Source organism: Rhodococcus sp. ARC_M6 (assembly GCF_022810305.1).
Lineage (GTDB): Bacteria > Actinomycetota > Actinomycetes > Mycobacteriales > Mycobacteriaceae > Rhodococcus_F.
In genome coordinates, this window is record NZ_JALGQH010000005.1 from 69,091 (window position 1) to 82,973 (window position 13,883).

At 61.1% G+C, this 13,883-nt stretch carries 13 protein-coding genes and 1 tRNA gene; 1 reads left to right on the forward strand and 13 read right to left on the reverse strand.

Annotation, left to right across the window (positions count from 1 at the left end; all coding sequences use genetic code 11):
• Positions 1-93: 93 nt before the first annotated feature.
• Positions 94-2,667: an alpha/beta fold hydrolase gene (locus tag MTX36_RS08565; protein WP_243619308.1), complete on the forward strand. Its 2,574-nt coding sequence runs from the start codon at positions 94-96 to the stop codon at positions 2,665-2,667.
• A 98-nt stretch (positions 2,668-2,765) separates the two neighbouring features.
• On the opposite strand, the gene MTX36_RS08570 is transcribed toward MTX36_RS08565, so the two are convergent.
• The 13 genes from MTX36_RS08570 to MTX36_RS08630 all read right to left on the reverse strand — a co-directional run bounded on the left by MTX36_RS08570 (position 2,766) and on the right by MTX36_RS08630 (position 13,881).
• Positions 2,766-2,838: transfer RNA gene (locus MTX36_RS08570), tRNA-Ala, on the reverse strand.
• 135 nt (positions 2,839-2,973) lie between these two features.
• The gene (locus MTX36_RS08575; RefSeq protein ID WP_243619309.1) at positions 2,974-3,711 is read right to left on the reverse strand and encodes a thioredoxin domain-containing protein; all 738 of its coding nucleotides are present in this window, start codon (positions 3,709-3,711) and stop codon (positions 2,974-2,976) included.
• A 34-nt stretch (positions 3,712-3,745) separates the two neighbouring features.
• Complete coding sequence (locus tag MTX36_RS08580) at positions 3,746-4,234, reverse strand: MauE/DoxX family redox-associated membrane protein (RefSeq protein WP_243619310.1); 489 nt, start codon at positions 4,232-4,234, stop codon at positions 3,746-3,748.
• A gap of 9 nt (positions 4,235-4,243) precedes the next feature.
• Positions 4,244-5,455, reverse strand: a complete 1,212-nt coding sequence (locus tag MTX36_RS08585) for an MFS transporter (protein ID WP_243619311.1) — start codon at positions 5,453-5,455, stop codon at positions 4,244-4,246.
• A gap of 13 nt (positions 5,456-5,468) precedes the next feature.
• On the reverse strand, positions 5,469-7,106 hold the full coding sequence (pgm, locus tag MTX36_RS08590) for a phosphoglucomutase (alpha-D-glucose-1,6-bisphosphate-dependent) (RefSeq protein ID WP_243619312.1): 1,638 nt from the start codon (positions 7,104-7,106) through the stop codon (positions 5,469-5,471).
• Positions 7,107-7,162: 56 nt separating this feature from the next.
• A complete protein-coding gene (crcB, locus tag MTX36_RS08595; RefSeq protein WP_243619313.1) occupies positions 7,163-7,507 on the reverse strand; it encodes a fluoride efflux transporter CrcB in 345 nt (114 codons plus the stop codon).
• On the reverse strand, positions 7,504-7,893 hold the full coding sequence (locus MTX36_RS08600; protein ID WP_243619314.1) for a CrcB family protein: 390 nt from the start codon (positions 7,891-7,893) through the stop codon (positions 7,504-7,506). Before MTX36_RS08600 ends, crcB begins: the two co-directional genes overlap by 4 nt.
• Before the next feature lie 56 nt (positions 7,894-7,949).
• A complete protein-coding gene (locus tag MTX36_RS08605; protein ID WP_243619315.1) occupies positions 7,950-8,729 on the reverse strand; it encodes a DUF1295 domain-containing protein in 780 nt (259 codons plus the stop codon).
• Positions 8,729-9,961 carry a cyclopropane-fatty-acyl-phospholipid synthase family protein gene (locus MTX36_RS08610; protein ID WP_243619316.1) on the reverse strand — a complete coding sequence of 411 codons (1,233 nt, stop codon included), beginning with the start codon at positions 9,959-9,961 and terminating at the stop codon, positions 8,729-8,731. The genes MTX36_RS08605 and MTX36_RS08610 overlap by 1 nt, the downstream gene beginning before the upstream one ends.
• Positions 9,958-11,226: a cyclopropane-fatty-acyl-phospholipid synthase family protein gene (locus MTX36_RS08615; protein WP_243619317.1), complete on the reverse strand. Its 1,269-nt coding sequence runs from the start codon at positions 11,224-11,226 to the stop codon at positions 9,958-9,960. Before MTX36_RS08615 ends, MTX36_RS08610 begins: the two co-directional genes overlap by 4 nt.
• Positions 11,223-11,960 carry a DUF1365 domain-containing protein gene (locus tag MTX36_RS08620; protein WP_374230452.1) on the reverse strand — a complete coding sequence of 246 codons (738 nt, stop codon included), beginning with the start codon at positions 11,958-11,960 and terminating at the stop codon, positions 11,223-11,225. The genes MTX36_RS08615 and MTX36_RS08620 overlap by 4 nt, the downstream gene beginning before the upstream one ends.
• The gene (locus MTX36_RS08625; RefSeq protein WP_243619319.1) at positions 11,957-13,237 is read right to left on the reverse strand and encodes an NAD(P)/FAD-dependent oxidoreductase; all 1,281 of its coding nucleotides are present in this window, start codon (positions 13,235-13,237) and stop codon (positions 11,957-11,959) included. Before MTX36_RS08625 ends, MTX36_RS08620 begins: the two co-directional genes overlap by 4 nt.
• The gene (locus MTX36_RS08630) at positions 13,234-13,881 is read right to left on the reverse strand and encodes an alpha/beta fold hydrolase (RefSeq protein WP_308198205.1); all 648 of its coding nucleotides are present in this window, start codon (positions 13,879-13,881) and stop codon (positions 13,234-13,236) included. Before MTX36_RS08630 ends, MTX36_RS08625 begins: the two co-directional genes overlap by 4 nt.
• Between the last annotated feature and the right edge of the window lie 2 nt (positions 13,882-13,883).

A 13,883-nucleotide genomic window follows, 5' to 3' on the forward strand; every position in this document is an offset into this window, starting at 1 on the left:
GGAAAACTACTTTTGGTTTGTTATCGACGTGGATGGCAAACCTTCTGTAGCATTTGCTCTACGGTAACTGATAGCTGGAACGGAGCTTCAGACATGAACGTTGTCGATTTAGGACTCGAGCGTACGAGATACGCCGTCATCGACGAGACCATCGAATCCCGGTGGCGCCGTGTCACCTCGATGCAGCACGACGCCGTAGCCATAGTCACACCTCGCGATCAGATCACCTTCGCCGATCTCGAAGTACGCGCCGACGCAATCGCCCGTGAACTCGACATTCGAGGCCCCCACGGAAGCTGCCCCGTCGCAGTAGACCTCGAGCCCACCGCCGAATCCGTCGTCCACCTACTCGCAACCCTGATCTCCGGTCGCCCGTTGGTCATGATCGATCCGCAACTGCCCGACGCCCGGCGCGAACACATCCTGTCCACCTCGGGAGCCGTCGCCCTCCACACCGTTCTCGAGGAAGCTGCAGCCACCGAATTTCGGTTCGGCAACGCGCTCGAACCCCTCAGTTCCGATCCCGCGATGATCGCGTTCACCTCCGGTACCAGCGGCGCCCCCAAAGGTGTTGTACTCAGTCACTCGATGTGCTTGAACAAGGCCGACGAACTCGCCGCTGCGATCGATCTACGTCCGGACGATCACATCGGAAACCTCCTGCCTGTCAGCTTCGGCGCCGGTATCACCGCTCTCATCATGGGATTGATGAACGGTGTCACCGTGTACTGCTGGGATCCGCGGGTCGACGGCACGTCCAACCTGGACCACTGGCTCCGTAAGAACGCGATCACCACAGCCCACTGTGCGCCCTCCTTCCTGCGCGCCTGGACTGCCGCCGAACCTACTGACCGGCGCGATTGTTCCGATAACTCTCTGCGCATCGTCGTCACGTACGGCGAGGCCGTGCACGGCCGCGACTACCAACAACACCGCGATCACGGATTCTCGGACACCACGTACATCAACTGGATGGCCGCCACCGAGACCGGCGTTGTCGCGTACAACGCCTTTGCTCCTGGTTCCGCATTCCCCGCAGGCATCGTCCCGGCCGGTCGTGCACGCGACGGGAAAGACGTCCAGATCGTCGACCTCGAAGGCAACTCGCTCCCCGACGGCGAGGTCGGCGAAATCCACATCATCTCCAGCGACTTGGCCGACGGCTACCACGGCGATCCTGAGCGGACAGCGCAACGCTTCACCACCCTGGCCGACGGCGTCAGCCGCTACCGGACCGGCGACCGTGGATGCATCGATACCCAGGGGGAACTGCAACTCAGGGGCCGTCTCGACGACGCCGTGAAGATCCGCGGGTATCTCGTCGAACCCACTGAAGTCGACGCCTCACTCCGCGCGATCTCCGACGTCGTGGACGTTGCCGTCATCGTGAGAACCGAGAACGACGACCCGGTTCTGTGCGCCTACGTCGTCAGCAATCCGAATCGAATTGCTTTGTCCCCCGCCGAAGTTCGACGTGAACTTTCCCAACGGCTGCCGGGCTGGATGGTGCCCCGCCACATCATCATGCTGACCTCGATCCCCCGCACCGAACGCGGAAAGATCAACCGCGCCGCACTTCCCGCGCCGGCACCCGTCACCACCACGACGGCCGGACCGACGCTGGAAACCATCACCGAGTTTCGCATTGCCATCATCTGGTCCAAGATCATCGGCCTCGAAAGCTTGGACCGCGACGACGATTTCTTCGCGCTCGGCGGCGATTCACTGGCTGCCGCCGAGATGCTGACTGCCGTTCGGGCAGCGGTCCTGGTCACCGTCACCGGAGCCCAATTTGCCACGGCCACAACCATTCGAGAACTGGCTGCGCTTGTCGACGCCATGCTCTGCAACAAAAAGCGTGACGCGGGCCGGGCTTCCGACTTGGTTCCTCTTGCCACCGAAGGATCGCGAACCCCGCTCTTCCTGATCACCGGTGCCGGAGCGCCGGCACTGAGCTTCCTCGCAATGACGCAGGCAATGTCCGGAAACCGACCGGTGTACGCCCTGCAAGCGCATGGAATGGAATCTCGCGGCCTCCCCGATCGAACCGTCTCCAAGATGGCTGATCGGTATATCCGTGAGATCCGGAAGGTTCAGCAGCACGGACCCTATGTCCTGGGTGGGTACTCGCACGGCGGTTTCGTTGCCCTGGAAATCGCCAGTCGCCTTCACGACGAGGGCGAGACCGTCGAGCAGGTTGTCATTCTGGACACCCACCTGCGCGAGAACATGATTGCGCCGAACCCTGACGCTGCGCTCGAAACAAGCTCGGAAATAAAGAGCCCCGAACCTGTTCTGAATGCGCGAGCACGCACGTCGCGGAAATCGGTCCTGGGAATCTGGTTCCGGTACCAGTTTGCCGGCGTCATGCAGTTCGACACCTCGATGCAGTGGTACCTCTTCTATCATCGCGGCCTGGCCTCGCTACGTAACTACGTCCCGCGCCCGTACCGCGGCGCGGTTACTGTCATCCGCGGTGAGGACAACCGTCAGAGCGCCGCTGACTGGTCGACTGTCGCCACTGGCCACATAACCTTCCAGGACATCCTCGGCTCACACGAGGACATCCTGCGGGCTCCGTACGCCGTTGCTACCGGTGAGGCCGTCGAGCGCGCCCTGTCATCAATCCGCGGGAATCCGCGCCTAAACCTCCCGCGGCAGGCGTGATCCCCCCTGGCCGCCTGCTGCGGTGAGTACCACCAAGCTCGAGACACGAAAAAGCTCCTCACTTGCGAAGGTTCGCAAGTGAGGAGCTTTGTCTTGGGTGGAGCTAAGGGGACTCGAACCCCTGACCCCCACACTGCCAGTGTGGTGCGCTACCAGCTGCGCCATAGCCCCGTATTCAGTTGATCTTGCGAGCGACTGTTCTGCTTTCCGCTTGCTCGAAGAAAGTTACACCACTTGCGCGTCGGGCTACAAATCGGCTGGTCAGAAGGGTGCGGCCGCTCTCACTTCAGAGCGGCCGCGACCGCCTCAGGAAGTGAACTGCGAAACCCAGTCACTGTTCTTGGTGCTGACGACCTTGCCGTCCGCGACAACCGTCGGAGTGCCTGTTCCGCCGGCAGCGGAGAGCGCTGCGCTGGCTGCGGCAGCGTTGGCCGCAGCGGCCTCCACGTTCACTCCCGAGGAGATACAGGTGGCTGCGGCAGGAGACGCACCGTTCGCAGTGGCGAGGCTCGCCAGTTCGTCGTTGCTGTGATCGCTCTTTCCGCTCTCGGCCGGCTGGTTGTCCGGCGAGAACAGTGCCGTGTGCAAGCGCGAGTACGCGATGGCGTTGCCGTCCTGCGCGACACACATCAATGCAGCACCAGCGCGGGTGGAGTAGTCGCCGCTGCTCGATGCCTTGTTGAGGAAGTTGAGCATGTGGTAGCGAACGGCGATGTCACCGTTGTCGATTGCCTGTGCGACTGCCTGTCCGCTCAGGTGCTCGAGTGCCGCGCACGCCGGGCACAGCGGATCCTCGAAGATATCGAGAGTGGTACGCGCATCAGGCTTTCCGAGCAGTACGACGCCGTTGTCCTGAACTGTGACCACAACCTCGGAGTTCTGCACCGAGCCGTAGCCGTCGTTCTGCACTTCGTTCTTGCTCTTCGTCCACCAAATGCCGCCGAACACCAAGGCTGCGATGACTACGATCGCCAACCCGCCGATGATGTAGGTCGAACGACTCGATACCGGTTCCGGGGTGTATTTCTTGTTCTGGGCGCTCACGCTGATGCAGTCCTTCGTGCGTCGGTAGTTTTGTCTACCTTGCCACTGAAGACTGAGCTTCAACTGAGAAACCCACACGTGATCCCTGTCCCAATGCCAACGGTGAGCGCGGGAAGACACACAACCACACCGCCAGCGCCAGGAAACCGATGTCTCGCAGAATCTCGCTGAGGTAGTCCCACGCGCCTACGTCGGCCGCTCCACCCCCGCCGAAACAGCCGCAGTCGATGGACAATCCCCGGGCCCACACCGAAATGATCACGCCGATCAACACGACAAGCACCAGCACGGAGACAGCAGCCGACGCTCGGACGGCAAGACCGACGAGAAGAAGCAGTCCCAGGATGATCTCGATCAACGGCAATGCCATCGCAACGGGACCGACGAGGCTCTCGGGCAACAGTTGGTACGCCCGGACCGCGATCTTCGTCTGCACCGGATCGAGGAACTTCAGCCCACCCGAAATCAGCCAGACTGCCGCCAAACCCAATCGGGCCACAAGACTCACGATACGAATCGCCACGAGCCGAGCCTACAGAGCAGCCTTTGTATCCACCGTGGTCGGTTTCACTGCCTTCGACGGCACCAGAATCCAACCCACCGTGGCTAGGACGACCACGGACCCCATCGCGGCGAACGCCACGGAGTACGAGAAATTCTGAGCCAACAGACCCGCACAGATCGGTGCAACGACGCCACCGACGTCGGACATCATCTGGAATACCGCCAGAACCGGGCCACCGCGAGCCTTCGAACCGACAACGTCGGCAACAGCCGCCTGCTGCGACGGACTCATCAAACCCGACCCTGCGCCGGTAATCGCGGCGATCACGAAGAACGCAACAAGATTGTCGGTGAATCCGATCGCAATAGTGCCGAATCCACACACGAGCAGACCGGCAATGACAAACGGTTTCCGTCCGTATTTGTCGGAGAGCCGACCGGAAAACGTCAAGACCAGTGCATTTCCGACGGCGAAGACCGCCAACGCGTAGGCCGCGACCGAATCCTCGCGCCCCAGTGCCTCCACTACGAAGAGCGGAACCATGGCGACGCGGACACCGAAGATGACACCACCGAAGGCCAGGTTCGAGCCCAGCGCTGCCCGGTATACCGGCGAACGCAGACCTTCGGCCAGCGTCATCGGGGTGACGACCTCGCCCTTCTGCGGCGACGCCAGGTGCGAGCCTCGCAAGCTGACAAAGACCACCGCAGCAGCAACGACCAGCGTGACCGCGTAGATGATGAACGGCATCCGCAGACCGAACTGCAAGAGCGCTCCACCGAAAATCGGCCCCGTGATCGAGCCCATCAGAAAACTCGTCGCGTAGAGACCGGAAACTCGGCCTCGACTGTCCGGCGGCGAGATCCGGATGAGCAACCCCAGCGCCGAGACCGTGAACATGGTCGAACCGATGCCGCCGGCCGAACGAAACAGCAGCAATTGCCAGTAGTCCTGTGCAAACGCACACGCACCGGTGGACAACGCAACGATCAGGAGCCCGGCGATGTAGACCGGCCGCTCACCGAGCTTTTGCACCAAAGTGCCGCTCATCGGCGCAAACACCAACCGCATGAATGCAAACGACGAGATAACGACGGTGGCGGCGGTCACCGATACGTCGAAGCTACGGGCGAACTGCGGTAGTGCCGGGGCAACTACACCGAATCCGAGAGCAATGACGAAGCTGGCGGAAACCAGTACCCAGATTTCCTGTGGCAGTCTGGCTGCGCGAGTTTTCATGTCGCCCAGGATTTTAACCGGCCTTCAGGACACTCGACACCAGGTCCCTGGCGGCCGCCTGAACCTGCGCCAGATGCTCGGCGCCCTTCATCGACTCGGCGTAGATCTTGTAGACGTCCTCGGTGCCCGACGGTCTTGCGGCAAACCACGCATTCTCGGTGGTGACTTTCAAACCACCGATCGCGGCGCCGTTTCCGTGAGCTGCCGTGAGCGCCGCAGTAATCGGCTCACCTGCCAACTCGGTGGCAGTGACCTGATCCGGCGACAGTTTCGCCAGCACCGCCTTTTGCTCGCGGGTCGCCGGAGCATCGATGCGCGCATACGCGGGAGTGCCGAACTTCTCGGTCAGGGCCGTGTAATGCTGCGACGGCGTCTTGCCTGTTACCGCTGTGATCTCCGACGCCAGCAGAGCAAGGATGATCCCGTCCTTGTCCGTCGTCCACGCCGAACCGTCGTGGCGCAGGAACGACGCACCCGCGCTCTCTTCGCCGCCGAACCCCACGGAACCGTCCAGCAGGCCCGGCACGAACCACTTGAAGCCCACCGGGACTTCGAGAAGTTGACGCCCCAAACCGTCGACAACGCGGTCGATCATCGATGAACTCACCAGAGTCTTGCCCACTTTGGTATCGGCGCCCCAACTCGGTCGATGAGCAAATAGGTACTCGATGGCGACGGCCAGATAGTGATTGGGATTCATCAATCCGCCATCGGGTGTGACGATGCCGTGGCGGTCGGAATCGGCGTCGTTGCCGGTAGCGATGTCGTACCGATCGCGGATCCCGATCAACGACGCCATAGCGTCGGGAGAGGAACAATCCATGCGGATCTTGCCGTCCGTGTCGAGGGTCATGAATCGCCACGTCGGATCGACCAACGGATTCACCACTTCGAGATCGAGCCGATGCGTTTCTGCAATTGCGCCCCAGTAGTCGACGCTCGCTCCACCCAACGGGTCTGCGCCGATCCGGATGCCGGCATCGCGGATCGCTGCCAGATCGAGGACCGAGGGGAGGTCGTCGACGTAGTGCCGCAGGAAATCGTATCGCTCGACGCGGGCGTGTGCCTGCTTTGCAGTCACGCGGCGTACGCCCGAAAGTCCGTTTCTGATCAGTTCATTGGCGCGCGCAGCGATCACGGATGTGGCGTCGCTATCGGCCGGGCCGCCGTGCGGAGGGTTGTATTTGAATCCGCCGTCACGCGGCGGATTGTGCGAAGGCGTGACGACGATTCCGTCGGCTCTGGCCTCAGGGCGAGTGGAGTTGTAGCGCAGGATCGCATGACTGACAGCGGGCGTAGGTGTGTAGGCGTCGCGCGAATCAACAAGCACCACTACGTCATTGGCAACAAGAACTTCCAAGGCTGATGTCCAAGCCGGCAAGGAAAGTGCATGGGTGTCGCGTCCGATGAACAACGGCCCGTCGATGCCCTGCGACGATCGATACTCGACGATCGCCTGCGTCGTGGCAAGAATATGGGCTTCGTTGAATGCGTTGTCGAGACTGGAGCCCCGGTGACCCGACGTCCCGAATACCACCTGTTGCAGAGGGTTCTCGGGGTCCGGCGTGCGGACGTAATAGGCAGTGACCAGATGCGGCACATCCACCAGATCCTGTGGCAATGCCAACTGTCCTGCTCGTTCGTGCGCCACGACTCCCCCTAATCACGGTGGTCGGCCACGAAGCCGACACGACTGAAACCCATTCTCTACTCTGTGATCTGAATTCCCAACCAGGCAGCACTGAGACCCACGACAAGACTGGCGATGATGTACATCAACGAGAGAGCCGTCTTGCGCTTCTCGAGCATGCCGACATTTTCGGTCGAAAAGGTCGAGTACGTGGACAAACCGCCGCAGAAGCCTGTCGCGAGCAAGGCAGCCATCGGGGTGGAGAGCGTAGCGCCGGTGAACAATCCGAGCAGGAAGCAACCCAGGACGTTAGCCGCGAATGTTGCGGCCGGAAATCCCTTGTAGGCCGGGACGTATTTTGCCAGCAGGTATCGGCCGGTCGCGCCGGCACCGCCGCCGAGGGCTACGAGGACGACGGTCATGCCGGCACCTCGTTCGTGTCTTCATCCTTGATTCGTATCCAACGCTCACCGAGCTCCTTGCCCAATGCCGCGGCAAGAATAGCCGGAATCAACGTGCCGAGCACGTACAGGATGGATCGAATCGGGCTTTCGGTCACAGCATGAACCGCGAACGACGAGAACGTGGTGAACCCGCCGCAAAATCCTGTTCCGAGGAAGATGTACCACCCCTTATTGTGAACCAACAGTGCAGCAAGGATTCCGAGTATCAACGAGCCGACCACATTGATGACGAGCGTCGTCCAGATGTGTGGGAACAACTCGCCCAGGCCATATCGCGTCAGCGCCCCTAGCGCGCCGCCGGCAGCCACCGCACCGATCGCCGCGGGCAATGTCAATTCACTCACGCTCACACGACTACCTTTGCACTGTTCGACCGATTCGGCGAGAGCTAGGCCGACAGTCAAGCCTCGGGTGCGGATCGTGGCCTTCGCGGAATGAAGTAGCTTGTGCGCTCCTGATACTCCCGATACCCGGGACGCTGAGCCATGTGCCTTTCGAGGAGTCGCGCTCCGGTGGCGAACACCAGAAAATACGTCATTGCGATGGGCGAGAGAATAGTCAACACTCCCGGCCAGACGGACGCAGCGACGAGGAAGATACCCCACCACACGCACGCGTCACCGAAATAGTTCGGATGACGCGTCCAGGCCCACAGTCCCTGATCCATGATGTGCCCGCGACTACCCGGATCGGATTTGAACGCCGCCATCTGCCGGTCGCCCACCGCCTCGAATGTCACTCCCAGCAGCCACAACAACACACCGAGCACAACGATGACGCTGAATCCGCCACTCGAATGCGCAGACACCTGCACCGGCAGCGACACAAACCACAAGGAAATACCTTGTGTCACATAAATTTTCCGAATCGCATAGAGCGTGCGGTTGCCACTCGCTCTGCCCAGCAGTTCCTCGTAGCGCGGGTCCTCGCCCTTGCCTCGGGAACGCACAGCCATGTGCGACGCCAATCGCAATCCCCAAATCCCCACCAGCGCAAGCATCAAGAGTCGACGCCACAGATCGCCCGTACCCACCGCCGCGGACACAGCAGCGATCACCACAAAGCCCGCACCCCAGGACACGTCGACTACGTTGTGGCGGCCGATGCGCACACCGATCACCGCGGTCACCGCCATCGTGACAACAATCGCCAGCAGACTCGCGAGCGCGACCGTACCCATTACGGTCGCACCGAGAGAATCTGGTGAACGCCCATCCGGCCGTCCCGGAAAGCCATACCGCCGCCCACAAGATAGAGCCGCCAGACGCGCGCAACCTCGAGTCCGACCAGTTCGACAACCCGCTCGAAGTTGGATTCGAAGGTATCGATCCATGCGTCCACGGTCCGCACATAGTGCTCACGGAGGCCCTGGACGTCACGGACCTCGAGGCCACCCTCCTCGATCATCGCGACCGTGCGTCCCAGCGGACGCATGAACATATCGGGAGCGATGAACGATTCGATGAAGGGCCCGCCACCTGGATGCGCTCCTGTACGCGACATCTGCTGAATCAGCACTCGTCCACCCTCGATTACGTTGTCATGCAGCGCTTTCACGTAAGTCGGATAGTTGCCTTCACCGACATGCTCACCCATCTCGATCGAAGCAACGGCGTCAAACGGACCGTCGGGAATCTCGCGGTAGTCCTGCAAACGGATCTCCACCCAATCCTCCAGTCCGAGCATCCGGACCTTCGCATCGATGAACGCCTTCTGCTCCGCCGAAATCGTCACTCCGACAACATGTGCGCCGTATTCGCGGGCAGCATGCAAGCTCAGGGAACCCCACCCGCAGCCGACGTCAAGCAGACGACGACCTCGCGACTGATCGAGGCCGATCTTGCGACACACCAGGTCCAGTTTGTCGCGCTGAGAATCCTCGAGTGTGTAATCGGGATCCTCGGACGTCCAGTACCCGGAGGAGTAGGCCATGTTCTCGTCGAGAATTAACTGGTAGAAGTCATTGGAGAGGTCGTAGTGGTGCCCGATCGCAGCGCGATCCCTCGCGAGACTGTGCAGGCGCCCCTTGACCTGAGCCTGCGAATCCGGCGGCGGTAGCGGCCGTCCGAATGCCCCCAGCGAACGCGCAGCCTTGACTGCCGCGAGTACAACAGCCGGAGTTGGTGTCACCGAACCCAACCCGCGCTCGGCCGAGACTTTCCACACGTGGGTGAGCGCGTCGGCAAGGTCGCCTTCGACGTCCAACTCCCCCAGGACATACGCCTGCGCAGCGCCCAACTCGCCAGGATTCCATAGGAGTCGACGCAACACATTGGCGTTGTGCAGAGTCACTTTCGGCGCGTCCGACGGCCCGGCAGAGCTACCGTCCCAGGCGGTGAGATGAACCGGAAGGTCACCACCGACAAGCGGCTCTATCAATTCGGCCAATCGAGCGGCAACAGTGGCAGTCATCGCGGGTTCCTCCGATCGAGAATCACTTGCTGGACATCGAGATATCCGGACCGGAATCCGGCTTCGGAGTAGCAGAGATAGAAGTGCCACATCCGGGCGAACACCGCATCAAATCCGAGTTCTTCGACTTCTTCCGTTCTGGCAGTGAACTTCTCATCCCACAGACGCAAGGTTTGTGCATAGTGATCACCCATGGACATTCGCTCACGCACCCGCAGCGTGGTCAGCCGTTCGGTCACATCCTCGATCGCGCGTACCGAAGGCAGGAATCCGCCGGGGAAAATGTACTTGTGTACCCACGTATAGGTGTTGCGGGTAGCCAACATTCGATCATGCGGCATGGTGATGGCCTGAATCGCGGCCCGCCCGCCGGGAGCCAACAGCGAATCGATTTTCTGGAAGTAGCTCCCCCAATACTGATGGCCGACGGCCTCGATCATCTCGACCGACACCACCGCGTCGTACTCACCCTCCACCAGTCTGTAATCCAGGAGGTCCACTTGCACCCGATCGGCAAGGCCAACAGCACTGATCCGCTTGGATGCTAACTCCTGTTGCTCCACCGACAAGGTCACCGATCGCACCGTCGCACCACGTTGCGCCGCGCGAAGTGCCAGTTCACCCCAGCCCGTTCCGATCTCGAGAACCCGTGAGCCTGGCCCCACGCCGGCCCCGTCGAGGAGTCGATCTATCTTGCGGTGCTGCGCGGCGGCAAACACGTTCCACGACGGCAACTCTCCCGTCGCGAGGTTCTCGAACAACGCACTCGAGTAGGTCATCGTGTCGTCGAGGAAAAGTTCGAACAGCTCGTTGGACAGGTCGTAGTGCCGGGATATGTTCGAGCGTGTATTTTGCGTCGAATTACGTTCACTACGAGGCTGTTTCGGGATGTATAAACCACGTAGACGCTGCAAGAACCCGGGAATCAAGGTCGCGACACGAGATGCGAACACTTCGAGCACTGCACTGAGATCCGACGCCTCCCAGTCCCCGGCCATATACGATTCACCGAAACCGATCAGGCCACTGTCACCGACCCTCGCTGCAAAATCCTCAGGTCGATGAATGATCATCAACGGAGCGCCGACGCCCCCACCGCCCGAGACGTCACCGTTCGGCATCTGAACCCGCAAGGGCAAGCGCGCCACAGCTTTATGAAACAGCGATCGTGCAACCGGTGCCGCGATGCGAACCTTCAGGCCGCCCGGAACTGTAGCAACGCCGGGCCAACGATCAACCTCAGCGGTCAGAGTGGTGGTAGTCATTGCACTGCCTCCTGTGGTTGGTGTCGAGATCTGGGAACTATCGGTAAGCGTTTGGCCCACAATCGGATTCCCTGGTATCGGATCTGCGCGGATGCCCGGAGTGGTGCGAGGGGGATCGCCAACGCCGTGCGCAGAATTTCCCTGGTGGTTGCCGGCGAACACCGACCGGAGACCGTCGCCACGAACGGTGCCTGCCCATCGCGAGCGAGCACGATCGACAGATTCAAAGACTCCTCCGGCAGAGGCAAGTGCATTCGATACTCACCCGAGACATCGTTGAACGGCGAAACGTAGAACGCCTTGGATGTTCGGGCGGAACCGCGGTCGTCGGGATTGAGGAGGTAACAATGCCGTTCCCCATAAGTGTTGTGAACTTCTGCCACCACAGCAACCACATTGCCGACGTCATCCAAGCACCAGAAAACACTCAACGGATTGAACACGTAACCGAGCACCCGCGCATTCGCGAGCATCACGATGCGCCCACCGGAATAATCTGTGTTGTTGGAGGCGAGAAACGCTTCAACGTTGCCACGAAGGGTCTTCGTCGAATCACCCAAGTGATCTCCGGTATTGAATCCGGCCAACGGGCGCAGAGGTTTCGGCAGCACCGGGAGCTTGTCGACGTCGACAAGCCAACTGTAGCTACGATATTCGAACGCGTTGCGCATCGGTTCGGTTCGCACGTGCCGAATGTTCGTGTGAATGATGGCAGGTAGAGAAGGCATGCTCATGACCATCGCCCGCCCACTCGTTCAGCAGCACGCAGTCCCGACAACGCACCGTCCTCGTGGAACCCCCAGCCGTGATAGGCGCCCGCAAAGGCAAGAACATTCGTGTCGAGTTCTGGAAGGCGCCCCTGCGCCGCAACAGAAGCCGGCGTGTACTGCGGGTGCTCGTACATCATCTTGTCGATCACGGAATCCGCGGCCACGATGTCATCCCCACCCAAGGTCACCATGTACCGACGACCCGAGTCAGGGAGACGCTGCAGGCGAGTCATGTCGTAACTCACCAGAACATGATCGGACGGCGCGCCACAATCCGGAAGATAGTAATTCCACGACGCCCGAGCATTCGAATTCTGCGGCAGTACAGTCTCATCCGTGTGCAACTGCGTGTGATTGATTGTGTACGGCATAGCACCGAGCACTTCGTGTTCCGTCGCCGTCGGATCCGCCAATATCTTCAACGCTTGCTGCGGATGCGTTGCGACAACCACGGCGCCGTAGCTTTCCAGCCGATCGTCGCCCCCACGAATTTCAACGGAATCGTTGTGCCGGTATATCGCTCGCGCCGGGGTACTCAGGCGAACATCGCCGATACCCCGGGCGACGGCGTTCACGTACTCGACCGAGCCACCCGTGACCGTTCTCCAGCTCGGCGAGCCGGAAATGCTGAGCATGCCGTGATGGTCGAGGAAGGAAAACAAGTATCGCGCCGGATACTCGAGCGCCGATGACGGATTGCACGACCACACCGCTGACACCAACGGTGTCATGAAATGCGCCGTGAAGTATTCGGAGAATCGACCCTTCTGCAAGAAGGCACCAAGCGTCTGATCCGGCATCGATGCGTCTGTCGAATCCAGCACAGCACGCGCCCGCCGATGAAACCGCTTGACCTCCATCAACATCGAGAGGAAGCTGCCGTTCACCAACAACCCGGGCGTCGGGAGCACTCCGCGTAAACCTTGCCCACCGGAGTATTCGAGGCCACAACCTCCACAACGTACCGACATACTCATGTCCGACTCCTGGGTCACGACACCGAGTTCGGAGAAGAGACGCAGCAACGTCGGATAGGTGCGGTCGTTGTGGACGATGAACCCGGTGTCGATTGCAAGATTCCGACCCTCAGGGTCCGTCACCGAGTGGGTGTCCGCATGCCCGCCCAAGCGCGAGTCCACCTCGTACAAAGTCACATCCGAGTCTTTGCTCAGCACCCACGCTGCAGTCAGCCCGGCGACTCCGCTGCCCACAACGGCAACCTTGCGCTTTTCCGAACTCATCGTCGTTCTCCTTGCTTCAATTCGGTTACTCCCCGCGCCATGCCCGAAACTCCGCTGATGGCCAATCGGTGCCAGCAACGGGGTCGGCGCAACATGAAATGCCCTGCGCCTTCGACGCCGATCCATTCGGCGTCGGCACCGGACCGCCGCGCCATCTCGACCGTCGATTGTGAAGCGGCCGGATCGGTCCAGCGATCCGCAGTGCCGTGGATGACCAGCAGTCGAGTGCCCTGATCAAGTTCCAGTGACGTCCCGGCGGGCCACCACGGCGCAAGTGCGACGACGCCGGCAATTGCCGCGTCACCAGACAACCCGTCACTCAGCAAGGCGGCAGCCACCCGCCCACCCATCGAATGACCGAGCAAAACCACTGTGGCGCCAGGGTCGCTCGCGGTGATCCGATTGAGCGCCTGCCGAGCATCTGCCACGGGACTTTGCTCGGCCCCGTTCCACCCGCGTGTGCGATATCGGACCTGAACTGCCTCAAACCCCTGCCGCCGAAGTGCGGCAGTGAACGAAAGCATCCGCAGGTTCGACAGGTGCCACAATCTCGACCGTCGGTGACTCAAAACCTTGCCACCAGGCAGAACCATTACCACCACCCTGGGCCTCTCGCCAGGCGTCGTCGAATGTTGAGGCGTCATAG

Bases quoted from the DNA above. Each gene is read 5' to 3' on its own strand.
- MTX36_RS08610 (WP_243619316.1), bottom strand. From the start codon at position 9,961: ATGACTGCCACTGTTGCCGCTCGATTGGCCGAATTGATAGAGCCGCTT.
- MTX36_RS08625 (WP_243619319.1), bottom strand. From the start codon at position 13,237: ATGAGTTCGGAAAAGCGCAAGGTTGCCGTTGTGGGCAGCGGAGTCGCC.
- MTX36_RS08565 (WP_243619308.1), top strand. From the start codon at position 94: ATGAACGTTGTCGATTTAGGACTCGAGCGTACGAGATACGCCGTCATC.
- crcB (WP_243619313.1), bottom strand. From the start codon at position 7,507: ATGACCGTCGTCCTCGTAGCCCTCGGCGGCGGTGCCGGCGCGACCGGC.
- MTX36_RS08615 (WP_243619317.1), bottom strand. From the start codon at position 11,226: ATGACTACCACCACTCTGACCGCTGAGGTTGATCGTTGGCCCGGCGTT.
- MTX36_RS08585 (WP_243619311.1), bottom strand. From the start codon at position 5,455: ATGAAAACTCGCGCAGCCAGACTGCCACAGGAAATCTGGGTACTGGTT.
- MTX36_RS08620 (WP_374230452.1), bottom strand. From the start codon at position 11,960: ATGAGCATGCCTTCTCTACCTGCCATCATTCACACGAACATTCGGCAC.
- MTX36_RS08630 (WP_308198205.1), bottom strand. From the start codon at position 13,881: ATGACGCCTCAACATTCGACGACGCCTGGCGAGAGGCCCAGGGTGGTG.
- MTX36_RS08605 (WP_243619315.1), bottom strand. From the start codon at position 8,729: ATGGGTACGGTCGCGCTCGCGAGTCTGCTGGCGATTGTTGTCACGATG.